Genomic DNA, 15,621 nt, shown 5'->3' with positions numbered 1-15,621 from the left:
GCGCCGCCGCAGGACTATTTTTCATAGTCGCCGGCAACGATGCCAAGCCGTTCCCAGACCGGCACGCAACCCGCCGGCAACGGCAGCGTATAGCCGACATCGCGCCCGCCTTCGCCCGGCGCATGGAAATCGCTGCCGCTGGACGCCAGCAGTTCCTGCGAACGGGCCAGATGGGCGAACTGGGGAATCTCGCTGGCCGAATGGCTGCCGCTGACCACCTCGATGCCCTCGCCGCCGGCAGCCTTGAATTCCTCGACCAGTTCGAGCATCAGCCGCTTGCCGATCTTGTAGCGACCCGGGTGGGCAATGACGGCAATGCCGCCTGCCGCGCGAATCCAGCCGACCACATCGCCAAGCGCCGCCCATTCGAACGGCACGAAGCCCGGCTTGCCTTCGACCAGATAGCGCTTGAACACCTGCTGGGTGTCCTTGGCCTTGCCGCTTTCCACCAGATAGCGGGCGAAATGGGTACGGCCGATCATTTCCGGATTGCTGCAAAAACGCATTGCACCGGCAAAGGCATCGTCGATGCCGACCCGGATCAGGTCAGCCGCCATTTCACGGGCGCGGTCGACGCGACCATGGCGGATCGAGTACAGGCCGTCGGCCAGAACCTGGCAATCAGGATCGATGCCAAGACCGACGATATGCAGCGTCCGCTTGCGCCAGGTCACCGAGACTTCCGCGCCATTGATAAAGCGGATGCCGTGCGCGGCGGCCGTCGCGCGCGCCTCGGCCAGGCCTGCGGTGCAGTCGTGATCGGTCAGCGCCAGCACGCGTCCGCCACGACCGGCGACGCGCGTCACCAGATCGGTCGGGCTCAGGGCGCCGTCCGAGGCGGTGGAGTGGCAATGCAGGTCGAGGGGAATCATGCGGCCAGGGTGAAGGGCGTAAAGATCAACATGTTAACAGCGCCGGGCATGACGACGAAAGCGCCGTCACTCGCCGGCCTGCAGTTCACGCTCCAGTTCGCGCAGCTTCCATTCCGCATGCGCGGCCCGCCATGCATCCATCGCCTCGGCATGGACGGTCCACACGCAGCGCTCACAGCCGGACTCGCAGCATTCATTGTCGCCAGGCGGTTCCGGCGGCAAGGGTTCCGGATCGTCGACCACGGGATTCACGCCGTGGCGCCCTCGACCCGGATCGAGAAGCCGTCACCGCTGACCCGCTGACCGGCGCGGATCTTGCAGGTCTTGCGCAGTTCGACCTGTCCGTCGACGCGAACGTCACCCTGCGCCACCAGCAGCTTGCCTGCGCCACCGGAATCGACCACGCCACATACTTTCAGCAGGTCGCACAAGGCGATGTATTCGCCGGAAAGGGTAAAAGTCTGATTCATTACGGTCCTGTCTGATCATCATGGGCCACCGCAACGGTAGATGGCGGCCCGGATGCGAATTTTAAAGGGAAACGGCCGACGGGGGTCGCCTGCTTCAGGCATCGGCCCGGCGTTCGCCGCAGGCCACGGCAGCCATTGCCGCCCGCACCGCGCCCGCATCGTCCAGGTCGGACAGCAGCACGGTCAGTTTGGCCAGGGCCGCTTCCGGCGTCATGTCGCCGCATGGCACCGCACCCGCAGCGGCCAGCGCGGCACTGGCCGCGTAGCAGCCGGGGGCAACCCCGCCCCGCCAGGCCTGGGTCACGCTGGCCAGCACCACACCGCGGGCGGCAGCCTGTGCCAGTGCTGGCGCCAGCCGGTCCGGCACGTTGCCGGCGCCATAGCCGACCAGCACCGCGCCGGCCAGCCCGGGCAGCGCCAGCGTTTGCGCGGCGGCGGTCACGGTGGCGCCGGGCGCCAGCCAGATCAGCGCCACATCCCGGTCGAGCCGGGTCGCGCGCGGCCGGAAACCGGCGGCGTCCACCGCGAGCAGGCGTTCGGGAAACCACCGTCCGTCGGCGTACAGCGGGGCATCATTCGGGGCGACAAAGGCGTCATCACTGGCGCTGTCGGCCTTGCGGACCCGGCAGCCGCGCCATACCCGCCCGGCAAACGGCACCACCACTTCGGCCAGCCGGTCGTGGCTGGCGGCAGCGATCGCCAGCGCCACATTGGCCGGCGCGTCCGAGCCGGGCTCGAACAGCGGCCGCATCGAGCCGGTCACCGCCACCGGCTTGCCGAAGCCCGGCAGCAGAAAGGCCAGCGCGGAGGCAGTGTGCGCCAGCGTGTCGGTGCCATGCAGCACGACAAAGCCGTCGTAGCGCTCACGGCGTGCAGCCAGGTCAGCCGCCAGCCGCCCCCAGTCGGCCGGCGCCGCGTTCGACGAATCGATCAGCGGCGCATATTCGACCAGTTCCCAGTCGATGCCGGCCGGAATCAGCGGTGCCAGCGCCGCATTCATCACGCCGGGACGGGGCTCGAGGCCCTGCTTGCCCGGCACCATGCCGATGGTGCCACCGGCGTACAGGATGCAGAGTGTTGTCATCCGCGCATTGTCGCCGCAAACAGCGACCTTGGCAGCAACGGGCTGCGCAATGCCTGCGCCAGGTCAGACGGGCACCGCCGGCCCGGGTAACGAAAATCATGTCGCTCATTAAATAACGTACAATTCGTTCATCCCGATTCCGTCTTCCGCCCCGCCATGACCCTGCCCGCCATGCCCTCCAGCGATATTGCCTCGCGCATTCGCGCCACTGCCCAGCAACTGGTGGCCGAAGGCACCTGGCCCACGGTGGTCAATGTGCGCGAGCGCCTCGGCACCGGCTCCAACACCACCATCAACAATGAGCTGCGGGCCTGGCGCCAGTGGTTCCTGGCCCGGGTGTCGTCCAGCACCCGCCGGCCGGACTGGCCCGGTGTGCTCGGCGATGCCATGGACACGCTGTGGCAGACTGCCTGCGAGCAGGCGGAACGCCAGCTCGACACACTGCGACAGGAAGTCAGCGCCGAGCTCGACGCCCTGCGCGGCGAGTTCGCCCGCCAGGAAGCGGCGCTGCTCGATACCGACGCGGCCCGGCAGCAGGCGCAGGCAGAACTGGCCCGCGTGCAGGACGCCCTGCTGGCACAGCAACAGGCCGGCGAACGACTGGCACAGCAGGTAGCGGAACTGGAAGCCGCGCTGGACCGTGCCCGCCGCGACCACGACACCCTGTCCGGACAGTTGCAGACGGCCGCCCAGCGACACGCCGACGCCCTGGCCGAGCAGGAACGGCAGGCGGAACAGCGTCTGGCGCTGGCGGTGACCGATGGCGAGAAGCGCGAGGCGCTGGCCTATGAACGGCTGGAAGGGCTGCGTGCCATGCTGTACGAGCAGGCCGATCGCGAGCGGCTCGAACACGAGCAGGAAAAAAAGCGCCAGGATGTCCTGATCGCCGATCTGCGCCAGGAACTGGCCAGCGCACAGACCCACTGGCACGAGCGGCTGCTTGGCAGCGAACGCGAACGCGCCCTGCTGGAAGCGCGCGCCGAAGCGCAGCTGGCCCGCCAGGCCGAGCTGGAAGCGCGGCTGCTTGATGCCACTGCGCGCGAGCAGCGACAGGCCGCACGCGAAGCGGCACTGGAGCAGCAACTGGTACGACTGCGGACCGAATACGCGTCCGATGACGGAACACCGGCATGAGCCGCCCGCCATCGCTGCTGCCCGGCGATGGCCGCCGGTCCGTCGTGACCGACGACCCGCGTGCAGGCGCCCAGCGGCCGCTGCTGATCGAAGCCCGCGACGACGTCGCCGCCATCATCACCTGGCTGCGCGAGTTCGAGGACTCGCCGCATACCCTGACCAACTATCGCAAGGAATCGCGCCGTCTGCTGCTGTGGGCGCAGGACCGCGGCCGCGAGCTGCGCACGCTGCGCCGCGAGGACCTGCTCGACTACCAGCGCTTTCTGGCCAATCCGCAGCCGGCAGCGCAATGGACCGGCCCGGCCCGGCCGCAGGACCATCCGGACTGGAAGCCGTTCACCGGTCCGCTGAAGCCGTCCAGCATCAAGCAGGCGCTGGTCATTCTCGGTGCGATGTTCAAATACCTGTACGACGCCGGTTATCTGGACGCCAATCCGCTGGCGCTGTCGCGGCGCAAGTCACGCGGCGTCATGGCCGATGCACCGCTGGAGCGCTATTTCGAGCACGAGGTATGGGAGGCGGTTCTCGACAGCCTGGAGAAACTGCCGATGGAAACCGAGCGCGAGCAGCGACACTACGAACGCGCGCGCTGGCTGTTCCACCTGCTGTACCTGTCCGGCGTCCGCCGCTCGGAAGTCGCGCGCGCCACCATGGGCGACATTTTCCAGCGCAACGGGCTGTGGTGGTGGCGGGTGCTCGGCAAGGGCAACAAGATCGGGGACATCCCGGTCAGCGAGGACCTGCTCGCTGCGCTCGCACGCTATCGCGGCCACCTCGGCCTGTCGCCGCTGCCGCTGCCGGGCGAGGCCACACCGCTGGTGTGCCGGGTGATCGGGCGCGGCCAGTACACCACACTGACGCCGACGGCGATCTACCTGATCGTCAAGCAGGTGTTCCTGCGCGCTGCCGCACTGTTCCGCAGCCATGACCGCCATCTGGCCAGCCGGCTGGAAGCGGCCTCGACCCACTGGTTGCGGCACACCTCGGCCTCGCACCAGCTCGATGCCGGCGTGCCGCTGCTGGTCGTCAGCCAGAACCTGCGCCACGCCAGCATCCAGACCACGCGCAAATACCTGCACAGCGAAGACGACGCCCGCCACGCCGCCACCCAGGCGCTGAAGATGCGCCGGTCGACGGACAAGGAGTAAAAAAAACCGTCCGGGGCAACCCCGGACGGTTTCTTGATGTGCGGATGCTTACTTGCTCGACAGCAGCTTGTCGATGTCGTCGCGCGGGATCGCACCGGCCACCAGCTGGCCATTGCCGAACACCAGCGCCGGCGTACCGGTCACGCCCAGCTTCTTGCCCAGCGCCTGGATGCGGTCCAGTGCGGCGGTATCGCAGTTGCCGTCGCCGGTCAGCGCCTTGCCGTCGCGCATGACGCCGGTCCAGCTCGCCAGCCGGTCCTTGCTGCACCAGATCTTCTTCGACTTGTTCATCGCGTCCGGGTGCAGCTCGGTCAGCGGCAGCAGGAAGGTGTAGATGGTGACGTTGTTCAGACCCGGCAGGCTGTCGCGTTCCAGCCGCTTGCAGAACGGGCAGTCCGGATCGGAGAACACCGCCAGCTTGCGGCTGCCGTCGCCGCGCACGTCCTTGATCGCCAGTTCCAGCGGCAGATCGGCCCAGTTGACCTTGCTCAGCGCAGCCATGCGCTCTTCGGTCAGGCTTTTCTTGTTCTGCACGTCGATCAGGTCGCCGACGAACAGATGGGTGACCTTGGCGTCGGTGTAGACAATCTGGCGGCCGGCCAGCACCACTTCGTACACGCCCTTGACCGGCGACGCACTGACCGACTGCACTTCCCGCTGCGGGAATTTCTGCTCGAACGATTTCTTCACCGCCGCCGTATTGCCATCGCCTTCCACCGCGCAGGCGAACAGCGGGATGAACATCAGGGCAGTGGCCAGGGTACGAAGCTTGCGCATGGGGATCCTTGGGTCGTTCTCGAAACGCGCTATTGTGGACGCGTCGACCGACAACAACAACCGGATCGGCGCGGATAGAATGCCGGGGTCCGTCAACTGGCTTGCCCGAATGCTTGTCCGCATCGTCACCATCATCCTTCCCGTCCTGCTGATGATCCTGATCGGCTGGCTGTACGGCCGCCGTGCCCGCCCGGACATGAGCGCGACCAACCGCATCAATATGGACATCTGCGTGCCGATGCTGGTGTTCTCCGCGCTGGCCGCACGCGATTTCGATCTGGCGGCGAACTGGAAACTGATTCCGGCCGCCATCGGCATCGTCGTCCTGTCCGGTCTGCTGGCGTGGCCGGTCAGCCGGCTGGCCGGCATCAGCCCGCGCACACTGCTGCCGCCGACCATGTTCAACAACTGCGGCAATATGGGCCTGCCGCTGGCGCTGCTGGCCTTTGGCCGCGAGGGATTCAATGCCTCGGTGATGCTGTTCGTGGTGTCGAACCTGCTGCACTTCACCCTGGGCGCCTTTGTCTTCTGCCGCCAGACCCGCTTTACCGGCCTGCTGAAAAACCCGATCGTGATTGCCACCGCTGCCGGGCTGCTGTTCGGCATTTTCGATCTGCATCTGCCGGAACCGTTGATGATCGGCATCAAGATGATGGGCGACGTGACCATCCCGCTGATGCTGTTCGCGCTCGGAGTACGCATGGTCGATGCCAGGCTGTCCGGCTGGCGTATCGGCCTGCTCGGCGCCGTGCTGTGCCCGCTGACCGGTTTGCTGGCCGCCGCGGTGCTGGTGCCGTTGCTGCAACTGGACCCGGCAATGCGCGCACAGGTCTATCTGTTCGGCTCGCTGCCACCGGCGGTGCTGAATTTCCTGATGGCCGAGCACTACCGCCAGGAGCCGGACCGGATGGCCGCCATCGTACTGATCGGCAACCTGGCCAGCATCGTGTTCGTCCCGTTCGGCCTGTGGCTGGCGCTGGCGTAGAATGGCAGCCTTGTCCTTCCACGCCGCCGGCCATGCCTGACACTTTTTCCGACCCCGTGCCGTCCCCGTGCGTACAGCGCTGCCAGCTCGATGCCGACGGGCGCTATTGCCTCGGTTGCCGGCGCACCCGTGACGAAATCGCCGCCTGGTCGACCAGCACGCCGGCACAGCAACGGGCGGTCTGGGCACGGCTGATTGCCGAACCGCTGCCGGCGGACAGCTTCTGCCCGCGCTGCGGTGCCGGCTTCTCCTGTGGCAGCGGCGGCCAGGCCGGCGGATGCTGGTGTGCCGACCTGCCGCAGGTCCTGCCACCGGATGCCGGCAGCAGTTGCCTGTGCCCGTCCTGTCTGCGCGAACATCTGGCCGATGCCCACCGGCAGCGCGGCCTGCCACCGCCGGCAGACGGTTGATCCGGCTGATTTTTCGGAGTAATGCCACTGTGCGCTATCTGGTTTTCGTCACCCTGCTCTGGGCCGTTTCATTCAATCTGATCGGCGTGTTTCTGGCCGGCCGGGTCGACAGCGACTTTGCCGTGCTGACCCGCGTGCTGCTGGCCGGGCTGGCTTTTCTGCCCTTTCTGCGCTGGCGCGGCGTACCGCGCCCCTTTATTGTCGGCACCGTGCTGGCCGGCGCAATGCAGTTCGGCATCACCTATCTGCTGCTGTATCGTGCTTACGGTTTTCTGAGCGTGGCGGAAGTGCTGCTGTTCACCATTTTCACCCCGGTCTACATCACGCTGATCAACGATGCCCTCGCCCGCCGCTTTTCACCATGGGCCACCGCCTCGGCCATCGCCGCCGTGCTCGGCTCGCTGATCATCCGCTACGACAATCTCAGCGGCCACTTCCTCACCGGTTTTCTGCTGCTGCAACTGGCCAATCTGACCTTTGCCGCCGGCCAGGTCGGCTACAAGCACCTGGTGGCGCGCTACCCGAGCGGCCAGCCGCAGCACCGCACCTTCGGCTTCTTCTTTGCCGGTGCGCTGCTGGTTGCCCTGCCGTCGTACCTGGCGTTCGGCAATCCGGCCCGGCTGCCGACCGATGCCACGCAATGGGGCGTGCTGGTGTTCATGGGACTGGGCGCATCGGCGCTGGGCTTTTATCTGTGGAACAAGGGCGCCTGCCTGGTTGATGCCGGCACGCTCGGCATCATGAACAATATGCACATCCCGGCCGGGTTGCTGATCAACCTGCTGCTCTGGCACAGCGACGCCAATCTGCCACGCCTGCTGGCCGGTGCTGCCGTCATGCTTGCCGCCCTGATGCTGAACCTGCGCTTCGGCGATCGCGACCGGATACCGGTCAGGGCTTGAGATCGGCCCCTGCCGTCTCCATGTAGTGTCTACGTGCCCGGGTGTCACGGACCGCTTCCCCGCATTGCATGCATGGTCCGGCCCCCGGCCAGTTTGTGCCGGTCGCGAAGCCGATGGCTTCCCCCGCGCCGGCGAGTCCAATCACCCCGCATGAAAAGGACTACGCATGATGAAATCCACTAGCAAATCGCTTCTCGCCGCCCTTGTGGCCGGCTCCCTGCTGTCAGCCACTGCGCTGGCCGACGACGGCGCCCTGCCGCCGGTACAGCAGGCTGACAATATCGCCTATATCAGCGGCGGTATCGGCAGTGACGAAGTTGCCGCCATCAAGGCCGCGGCCCGCCACTATCCCCTGACCATCGAACTGGCACAGGCGTCCCGCACCGGCGGCGTGTTTGTTGCCGACGTAGACATTGCCATCCGCACCGCCAAGGGCAAGAAAGTGTTCGCGGCCAACAGCAGCGGCCCGTTCATGCTGGTGAAGCTGCCACCGGGCAGCTATCGCGTCGAGGCCACGCTGGATGGCGCAGCCCGCAGCCAGAACGTGACCATTCCGGCCAGAGGCAGCCGCCACCTGACCTTTGTCTGGCCAGCCAGCGCCCGTTAACCCCCCGCGCCACTGGCGATCCGGCGCCGCCACGGGTATACTGCGGCGCCTTCCCCGGAGGTGTGGCCGAGTGGTTTAAGGCACTGGTCTTGAAAACCAGCGACGGTTCGCGCCGTCCGTGAGTTCGAATCTCACCGCCTCCGCCAGAGCACAGCGAAAAAGCCCTGATTTTTCAGGGCTTTTTTGTTTTCTCACCTTCTGATATGCCACGCAGCCTGCCATTTGCGCCTGGCTTCCATTAGAGCCTGCTGGACGAGGTTCATGCATGACGTATGCCTGGCATGCCTGCAGGGGGAAGGTCAAAACGTGGCCAGTAATGAAATTCCCTATTTTTTAGATTGAGTTTGAATCCAGAACAGGCCAATAGCATGGTTCCGATTGTCAGGAACCATTGCATTCAATGCTCCCGCAACTAAAAATTCTCCCGCATTTTTTGTGGGGACTGCCGTGTCAATCCAGGTTACCTCAGGTTTGCTAAGCTTCAGTTCACGGTAATTTTCACTGTTCTTCAACTGGGAAATATGTGCCTGATAACCAAATAGAGATCGCCGCATGTTGAACAACCAGACAGAACGGTCATTGGCATATATAGCGGTGGCTCGATAGCCTTCATCAACGGCGTTAATAGGCTTGAAATCTTTTGGCTCAAGCTGCCGGCTGGCTGTCCTCAGCGCATTGACGGATATGCTGCCAGGCTCTTTTATCCAACGGGGCCCCATTGGCTTTCCCAGAGCATGAATCCATTTCCATAGGCCAGGCCAGGTACGTTGTGCAACCAACTTGCCGGAAGGACCGATCCGTGTAACTTCCGTTTCACCTTTGTTCGGATCCGTTGCCGTGATAATCAGATCACCGTCATTGGCAACGGCGGCCTGCAAAAAAATATCCAGATTCCCCAAGTGATAGGGCTGCAGTTCTTCCCACTGCTTGTGGCCCTGCTTGTCCATAAACAGGATCCAGTAATATGATGGACCTGTCCTCGATGCCGGCAGCCCCATGTTGACTTCCCCGACTACGACGATGCCACCATTCCAGTCCACACAGCGGGCAAAGAACGATCTGAATGGGGCAGACAAGCTCTCTGGTGTCAGGCGAAGCTCCGCAAGCACCTTTCCGGATGCATCGATATGCGTCAAGCCGGCAGGTTGTCGGAATTCTGTCCTGGTCGGGGGATAAATAGGTGCTCCGCAAAGCCAGACACTGCCGTTTTCGCCCGCGACTGCGCCACAAATCCGGCCATGTGGGCGGTCGATGCCATAGTCAGGCTCGACATAGCGCCACAGCTCGCGACCATCGGCATCCACCTTGCTGGCCCAGCCTCGCTGACTGCGCTGTCCGGCCAGCACGAAACCCTGGTCGGGCATGGCCACGATCTCGTTGACCGTATACCCGGCGAACCCTCCCATCTTCGCGGTCTTCACGATGCGCATGCCATCATCTGCTGCGCATCCTGCTGCCAACAGCACTGGCAGGGTAGCGGCAAGGGCGCTCGCCACACGTTTCAGCTTCATGATCCAGGGGAGCACGGGGCATGCCCTTCTGCGCAATGGTGAAGACACCAGATTATGACAAACACGTACCCAATGTCAGCAAAAATTGATGCCCATGCGACCAATAACCCTTTGCTCCCTGGCCCAGCTGGCAGAGTGTTCTACCCCGGCTACTGGCAGTCTGCAGCCAACGGACCTGCACAATGCTGACGCATTGTCACGGCATGAATTTCAAAGACATGCGAATCAAGGGCACCACATGCCTGCTTTCGATCCGCCACCCGTGCCAGCCCCCCGCTCTCATTCGATTTTCAGGCGATGTGGCCTGCGTCGCCTTGCGTGACTGACACAAGCCTCTGCTTCAGTCATTACAGATTGGCAGGAATGCTGAACGCGCCGTCACCGTCGGTATTGTTTTCCTCGTAGGTGAGACTGCGGAATGTGCCGTTCGCGCCTATTTCAAAACCATCCCAGGCATCGCAAGTAATGGCGACAGTTCCATTCACCCACGCTGCGATGCCATCGCGAATGGCTATTGAAGAGAAGTCCCCGAAATTGCCAATGACATGCACATTCTGTGCCCCACAGGGGCCAAGCAATTGCTGCAGTCGATTCCTGGTGCAAGTGGCAACCCGTGCCCACACAGGGTCTTTTCTGGTCTTGACGGTTGCCCTGCTTTCGATGTGCGCAATAAACCATTTGCCATGATAGATTGCGACGCCGATGCACGGCGCCAGTCCGTTGGTGCCACAGACGGGGTCGGCCGCCATGAGATAACGACCTGGTTTGACAAGCAGTTGGGGCATTTTTCTGGTCCAGGTTCTCAGACAGGAATTCAAATGTCATTTAACGATAGCTCATCTGCCCACCAATTCAATATGACATTGACCTGTCTCGCCGCTATCAGGCATGCTCCGCCGCAGACATCCCGTCCCACCTGAACGCTTGTCGTTGACCCGATGGAGAAAACATGATCGACCACACCGGTATCGTTTCCAGCGATTTCAAGACCAGCAAGGCGTTTTACACCGCCGCGCTGGCCACCATTGGCTATCGACTGCTTGTCGAGCTGCCCGCCGCGGTCACGGGTCACACTGACGTGGCAGGTTTCGGTGAACCGCCGAAGCCCGATTTCTGGATCAGCCAGGGGACGCCCAACACCCCGCCCGTTCACATTGCATTCCGTGCCCGTTCGCGAGCGGAAGTCGATGACTTTTACGCGGCAGCCGTTGCGGCGGGTGGGCGTGACAACGGGGCACCCGGCTTGCGCCCCCACTACCACCCGGACTATTACGGCGCATTCGTTCTTGATCCGGATGGCCACAATATCGAGGCCGTCTGTCACGACCCGATATAACACGGCCGGATTTTGTCGCAGCCGGAATGCAGCACGGGAGTTTTGAGGATGAACGGCCCATGAGCGGATTCCGGCAAAAAAATCCGGTAGCGCAATTTGAGAGGAGATCGGCGCTACCGGTGCTGAGATCCCACGGTAGCGGGTGGAAAGCCCGGGCATCTGCCCCTCCGATGGGCGGTGGCGCTTTTGCCCGGCCCTGGCTTTGCACTTGTCATATTAATTTATGACAAGACCATTAAGCGTATGAACCAGTTCACGCCATCCGTATAACTACGAATGGGCGCGACCTTGCCCTGCCGTTATGCTCCCGTTCTGGTAAAAGCCATCCATAAACGGGGAAGGTCATGAAAACCGAGACATCGACACCAAATTTCGCCTGCCCGACCTGCGGCACGAAAATGGAAATGACGATGAAACGCCTGCTCGAAGAAGGCATCACCTGCCCGGCCTGTTCGCAGCAGATTGCACTGCGGGAAGATATCAGCCCGCGCATCCTGGAGCGGCTGCGTGCTCATGTTGCCAGGATGGCGGCGAGGCAAGCAGGACAATCCCGACCGTGGCATCAAGATCAATAGCAGTTTGGCAGGCTGCCAATCCGGCACAGGCTGAAGCGCTTTTCCTGCAATTTGCTTGACAAGTCAGGATAGTATTGCGCGATGAATTTTCTGGCTGCGTCAAAGTCATAATCGTAATTCAGGAACAGCGACTCTCCCTTCATGTTGGCATTGATATTTCCACCATAGATTACTTCCCCTGCCTTCACTTCCAGCGAAGGCAGTCTCATGCCTGAACAGTACTTGAAATATTTGTTGCCCACATAACTGAAAACACTCGGTCCAAATCGCGTTCCTGCCGACGTGCTGCCAACCTTCATTACAATAAAGCCATTACTTGGCGGGCTGACATTGGTCGTGGAAAAGAACGCGCTCCCAACAATCGCATTCACTTTTCCATCAGAATAAGCCCATTTGCCCCAACGGCTGGGCAACGGGGAATTCATCCCCACCACCACAATCCCGGCATCTGAGAGATCTTCCAGTTTGACATGCTCACCCGGGCGCATGTTTGCCGACTGACAGCCAGAAACGAGCATTGAAATGCTGCCGAAAACGGCAGCAATATAATATTTTTCCATTTTCTACTTTTTAATATCCGCTTTGCATGGTATTGCATATGAATATGCATTTTAATCCTGCTCAATTGACCAATTGACTTGCCGTACAGCAGTCATGCCGGCCAGATTCTTCACCAAAGGCGCCACGCATTCCTCTACACTTGCTCATCCACCGATCACTGGGCCCACCGCAGATGCCCTCGACATTAGCCAGCGACCTGTTTACCCAGAATCGGATCGTCGAATCCGGCTTGAACCGCTATGCCCTGCCGCAGGCACAGTTGCAGGCACTGCGCACGGCAGCGATCGGCCCGATGCCGCGCCTGGCCGGGCTGGATGCGGGAAACCCCTTCATCTGGTTCGACAGCGCGGCACACCGCCTGGCCGGGTTGTACCGGTGCGCACCCTTTGCCGAAAATTTCACGGCCCAGATCCGCAATATCGCGCTGGCACTGGACAACTGGGTCACCCGGTCGACCGATGCCTGTCTGGCTGCGGCCATGCAGCTGCCGCTCAAGCCCTACACGGCAGCACGCGCCCTGCAGACCGCCACGGTACTGGCGGCGCTGCGCCAGCTGGTACCACGGGACGACCAGCAGCATCAGACACTGCTGTGTGCCGCCCTGAGCATGAATGTGGCGATATGGGCCTTTCAGGATGCACTCGGCAGTCAGTCAGTACCACTGAGCAGCGGACAGCAGCGGGAGCTGCACCTGCACCCGCTGCTGTCCAGCGCCTGGCTGTCGGAAATGGGGGTCGACGACGACGACTGGCATGCGCTGGTCCAGCAACAGCATGAACGGCCGGATGGCACCGGTTATCCGTTCCATCTGCGCGGCAACGAGGTCGAGCCGCTGGCGCACCAGTTGCAACTGGTGGACGAAGTGATGGCAAAGCTCAGTCCCCGCGGAGCACGGCGGGCCATGTCCACCGACCATGTGCTGCGCGAGCTGTTCTTCCAGTGCGACGATCCTGACGACGCGCGACTGAACGCGGCGCTGATCAAGACGCTGGGGTTCTATCCGCCGGGGATGTTTGTCCGGCTGGCCAACAGGCAACTGGCCATCGTGGTGCGACGAAGCGAGCATATCTCGCATCCGTACGTTGCCTGGCTCGACCGGGACGGGTCATTTACCGAACGCAGCTGCCTGGAACCCGGCTACGAGGTGGCCGAAGTGGCCGAACTGCGAGCCAGGGACGACCGGTTTACCGATCTGGCCCGGGCGTGGGGGTATTAGGAGGCAACGAACCAAGAGCTTCGCACCTCCCTCCGCCTTACTGGTCGTGATCCCGCACTGGCGAAAATGCCGCCAGCTGTTCAGCATCCATCTCTGCGACTTCCCTTTCCATGGCCAGCCGCTGCTGCCTGACCAACGCCACGCGTGCAGTGATTGCCTGCCACAGCATCTGCAGCTCCGCGAGCGTCATGGGGACGGCCTGCCGGGCAGCAGTCACCCATACCCCGCCAGGCACAGCCCCGGCCAGCAGCACATCGCGCAAGTCCTGCAGCGCATCGGCCGTGGTCAGCCAGTGCTGCCCGGCATGATCGATGCCCGCATCGCGCCCCCTCTGTTCCCACACCGACAGCAGGGCTGAAGCACGGGCCTGCAAGGCTTCGATCGGCGGTAGGACAGGCCGGAGCGGATCATCGATCAATTGCCCACCGGCCAGCCGCAGATCGAATCGTCGCCGCCACTGATCCGCATCCAGCTCGAATGCCCCATCCGGCAGCGTGCCAACCGTGTCGTCATTATGGGCTTCTGCCACCCGGCCATTCAGATCAAAAAATGCGTATTGCATTACAGCTCCTTGATGATTTCAACCGACACATAAATTTCCGAACCACCATTGCCCACGGCCGTCCCCAACCCGGTACCTGCAAGTGTCTGCTCGGTGTAATGCCGCAATTCAAAGCTCCGGGGGCCAGGCAGCGTGATCCGCCCGAGCAAATGACTGATGGTGCTGATGGCATCGCCCGTGTTGCTGCCCGTTGCATTGAGCCCCATCCCCTGAATGGCCAGCGCGCTGTCGGTCACGTTGTAGAACGAGGCCCGATGGCAGTTGACATTCCCTGCCTGCGCCCAGGCATTGATGCGATAGATCCCTGCCGGCAGCGTGATCTGGTTGTTGCTCAATCCCGCGCCAGGAATCGTGTTGGCAACCACGGTGTTCAGGGTGCGCGTCACCGTGGCGCCGCCGGTCGAGGCACCACCATCAGTGCCTTTCGCCTTTTCATCGCGAACCAGCAGGTAGCCGGCCCCCAGCACGTCCTGGCGCTCGGCCTTGCTCGCACGCAGCACCGCAACCTCGGTCGCCAGTTGTGCGGCATCGGCCGCACCGGGATTGACCGCCGCACCAAACAGTTTGATGACCCAGCAGCCGGTGACGTTGAGAGGGCGGGTTTCAGCTCCACCAGCCTCATATGTCCGAGATCCTCCCCCGAGCGCACCAGCACCACCAGCCTGATTCAACAGCCCGATCCGAGTGGTAACAGAGCCAGCCGCAGCATTGACCGGATGGTCATGAGCCCTAATCTCATCGGTCTGAATCACCCCGGCTATGCCGGCACTACTGGCTCCATCCCCCCGCAGAAACACCGCCCCGGGGCTCCCCGCCGACTTGCCGTTGTAATCCGGCAACCGGAACGTGCTCGCTCCATCCCCGGCCGTGTACTTGCCACGCTCGCTTGCGGCCGACAGCCATGCGGCTTCACTGGTGATGGGCACATTGCCGGCCGAGATGGCCGTCCACGCATCCGGGTACAGTCCGCGCGACAGCCACTGCCCGTCCGCCGGCGCATAACCGGCAGGGATGGTGGCGCGGTTCGGGCACCACAGCGGAAACAGAAGCGGCAGGCCACCGGACTGCTCGCCGGCTTTCGCAAAGTACGATGCCGGGTGACCATCCAGCGCAGCGCTGTCACGCGCCTTGCCATCCCGGCTCAGGAACAGGGCGGTCAGGGCTTGCAGCCACTGATCCTTCCGTGCCGGCTCCGGTTGCAGGCCGGCAGCAGCCAGCATGGCAACCGCTTCGGCCTGCAGGTCGAGGATGCTCGACTGCACAGCATTCAGGTGGGTGGCCGTCACGAGGGTGCCCGCTTCGCCGGTCGCGGGGTTACCGTCGTGAAACAGGCCGTCCGGGGTGTCGATCGTGGACATGGGGGGGTGCATGGTCATTCTCCTGTCAGTGAACAAGTGGTTCCGTGACAGAAGTCTGCTATTGCTCGTCCCTCGCAGCCATGGGCGGGATTTCAGTGGTTTTCCACTCCGGC

The 15,621-nt window shown here is 63.0% G+C and carries 19 protein-coding genes and 1 tRNA gene; 10 read left to right on the top strand and 10 right to left on the bottom strand.

Annotated features, from left to right (window positions below; genetic code table 11):
- Positions 1–14 precede the first annotated feature (14 nt).
- The 4 genes from Q352_RS0109780 to Q352_RS0109765 form a co-directional block, all read right to left on the bottom strand.
- Positions 15–872, bottom strand: a complete 858-nt coding sequence (locus Q352_RS0109780) for a 3',5'-nucleoside bisphosphate phosphatase (RefSeq protein ID WP_028499186.1) — start codon at positions 870–872, stop codon at positions 15–17.
- Between the two features lie 66 nt (positions 873–938).
- Positions 939–1,124, bottom strand: a complete 186-nt coding sequence (locus tag Q352_RS0109775; RefSeq protein WP_028499185.1) for an oxidoreductase-like domain-containing protein — start codon at positions 1,122–1,124, stop codon at positions 939–941.
- On the bottom strand, positions 1,121–1,342 hold the full coding sequence (locus Q352_RS0109770) for an RNA-binding S4 domain-containing protein (RefSeq protein WP_028499184.1): 222 nt from the start codon (positions 1,340–1,342) through the stop codon (positions 1,121–1,123). Before Q352_RS0109770 ends, Q352_RS0109775 begins: the two co-directional genes overlap by 4 nt.
- Positions 1,343–1,436: 94 nt before the next feature.
- Positions 1,437–2,426 carry an asparaginase gene (locus Q352_RS0109765; protein WP_028499183.1) on the bottom strand — a complete coding sequence of 330 codons (990 nt, stop codon included), beginning with the start codon at positions 2,424–2,426 and terminating at the stop codon, positions 1,437–1,439.
- Positions 2,427–2,597: 171 nt separating this feature from the next.
- On the opposite strand from Q352_RS0109765, the gene Q352_RS20565 reads away from it, so the two are divergent.
- Positions 2,598–3,560: a DNA-binding protein gene (locus Q352_RS20565; RefSeq protein WP_051528832.1), complete on the top strand. Its 963-nt coding sequence runs from the start codon at positions 2,598–2,600 to the stop codon at positions 3,558–3,560.
- Entirely contained in the window at positions 3,557–4,708 is a 1,152-nt protein-coding gene (locus tag Q352_RS20560; RefSeq protein WP_084300033.1) for a tyrosine-type recombinase/integrase, read from the top strand. Before Q352_RS20565 ends, Q352_RS20560 begins: the two co-directional genes overlap by 4 nt.
- A gap of 48 nt (positions 4,709–4,756) precedes the next feature.
- On the opposite strand, the gene Q352_RS0109750 is transcribed toward Q352_RS20560, so the two are convergent.
- Positions 4,757–5,485: a DsbC family protein gene (locus Q352_RS0109750; RefSeq protein WP_028499182.1), complete on the bottom strand. Its 729-nt coding sequence runs from the start codon at positions 5,483–5,485 to the stop codon at positions 4,757–4,759.
- On the opposite strand from Q352_RS0109750, the gene Q352_RS0109745 reads away from it, so the two are divergent.
- The 5 genes from Q352_RS0109745 (at position 5,484) to Q352_RS0109725 (ending at position 8,535) form a co-directional block, all read left to right on the top strand.
- Positions 5,484–6,470, top strand: a complete 987-nt coding sequence (locus tag Q352_RS0109745) for an AEC family transporter (protein WP_244879572.1) — start codon at positions 5,484–5,486, stop codon at positions 6,468–6,470. The genes Q352_RS0109750 and Q352_RS0109745 overlap by 2 nt on opposite strands.
- Positions 6,471–6,502: 32 nt before the next feature.
- The gene (locus Q352_RS0109740; RefSeq protein WP_036385857.1) at positions 6,503–6,880 is read left to right on the top strand and encodes a cysteine-rich CWC family protein; all 378 of its coding nucleotides are present in this window, start codon (positions 6,503–6,505) and stop codon (positions 6,878–6,880) included.
- A 29-nt stretch (positions 6,881–6,909) separates the two neighbouring features.
- Entirely contained in the window at positions 6,910–7,782 is an 873-nt protein-coding gene (locus tag Q352_RS0109735; protein WP_028499179.1) for a DMT family transporter, read from the top strand.
- A gap of 166 nt (positions 7,783–7,948) precedes the next feature.
- Positions 7,949–8,389: a peptidase associated/transthyretin-like domain-containing protein gene (locus Q352_RS0109730; RefSeq protein WP_028499178.1), complete on the top strand. Its 441-nt coding sequence runs from the start codon at positions 7,949–7,951 to the stop codon at positions 8,387–8,389.
- Between the two features lie 56 nt (positions 8,390–8,445).
- Positions 8,446–8,535: transfer RNA gene (locus Q352_RS0109725), tRNA-Ser, on the top strand.
- A 180-nt stretch (positions 8,536–8,715) separates the two neighbouring features.
- Here Q352_RS0109725 and Q352_RS0109720 read toward each other — a convergent pair.
- Positions 8,716–9,900, bottom strand: a complete 1,185-nt coding sequence (locus Q352_RS0109720) for a hypothetical protein (RefSeq protein ID WP_156952519.1) — start codon at positions 9,898–9,900, stop codon at positions 8,716–8,718.
- A 347-nt stretch (positions 9,901–10,247) separates the two neighbouring features.
- On the bottom strand, positions 10,248–10,685 hold the full coding sequence (locus Q352_RS0109715; RefSeq protein ID WP_028499176.1) for a hypothetical protein: 438 nt from the start codon (positions 10,683–10,685) through the stop codon (positions 10,248–10,250).
- A 164-nt stretch (positions 10,686–10,849) separates the two neighbouring features.
- Here Q352_RS0109715 and Q352_RS0109710 point away from each other — a divergent pair, with 164 nt between their 5' ends.
- Entirely contained in the window at positions 10,850–11,236 is a 387-nt protein-coding gene (locus Q352_RS0109710) for a VOC family protein (protein WP_028499175.1), read from the top strand.
- Positions 11,237–11,580: 344 nt separating this feature from the next.
- Positions 11,581–11,811: a hypothetical protein gene (locus Q352_RS23355; RefSeq protein ID WP_146745059.1), complete on the top strand. Its 231-nt coding sequence runs from the start codon at positions 11,581–11,583 to the stop codon at positions 11,809–11,811.
- Here Q352_RS23355 and Q352_RS23350 read toward each other — a convergent pair.
- On the bottom strand, positions 11,805–12,371 hold the full coding sequence (locus tag Q352_RS23350; RefSeq protein WP_156952518.1) for a hypothetical protein: 567 nt from the start codon (positions 12,369–12,371) through the stop codon (positions 11,805–11,807). The two genes, Q352_RS23355 and Q352_RS23350, sit on opposite strands and share 7 nt — an antisense overlap.
- 173 nt (positions 12,372–12,544) lie before the next feature.
- Here Q352_RS23350 and Q352_RS20555 point away from each other — a divergent pair, with 173 nt between their 5' ends.
- Complete coding sequence (locus Q352_RS20555) at positions 12,545–13,588, top strand: HD-GYP domain-containing protein (RefSeq protein WP_084300031.1); 1,044 nt, start codon at positions 12,545–12,547, stop codon at positions 13,586–13,588.
- A gap of 37 nt (positions 13,589–13,625) precedes the next feature.
- Here Q352_RS20555 and Q352_RS22285 read toward each other — a convergent pair whose 3' ends face one another.
- Positions 13,626–14,150, bottom strand: a complete 525-nt coding sequence (locus Q352_RS22285) for a DUF4376 domain-containing protein (RefSeq protein ID WP_051528829.1) — start codon at positions 14,148–14,150, stop codon at positions 13,626–13,628.
- Positions 14,150–15,508: a phage tail protein gene (locus tag Q352_RS22280; RefSeq protein ID WP_051528828.1), complete on the bottom strand. Its 1,359-nt coding sequence runs from the start codon at positions 15,506–15,508 to the stop codon at positions 14,150–14,152. The genes Q352_RS22285 and Q352_RS22280 overlap by 1 nt, the downstream gene beginning before the upstream one ends.
- Positions 15,509–15,621 lie beyond the last annotated feature (113 nt).

Origin of the sequence: Microvirgula aerodenitrificans DSM 15089 (genome assembly GCF_000620105.1) — a bacterium.
Classification (GTDB): domain Bacteria; phylum Pseudomonadota; class Gammaproteobacteria; order Burkholderiales; family Aquaspirillaceae; genus Microvirgula; species Microvirgula aerodenitrificans.
This window is presented reverse-complemented; position numbering and strand designations above follow the sequence as displayed.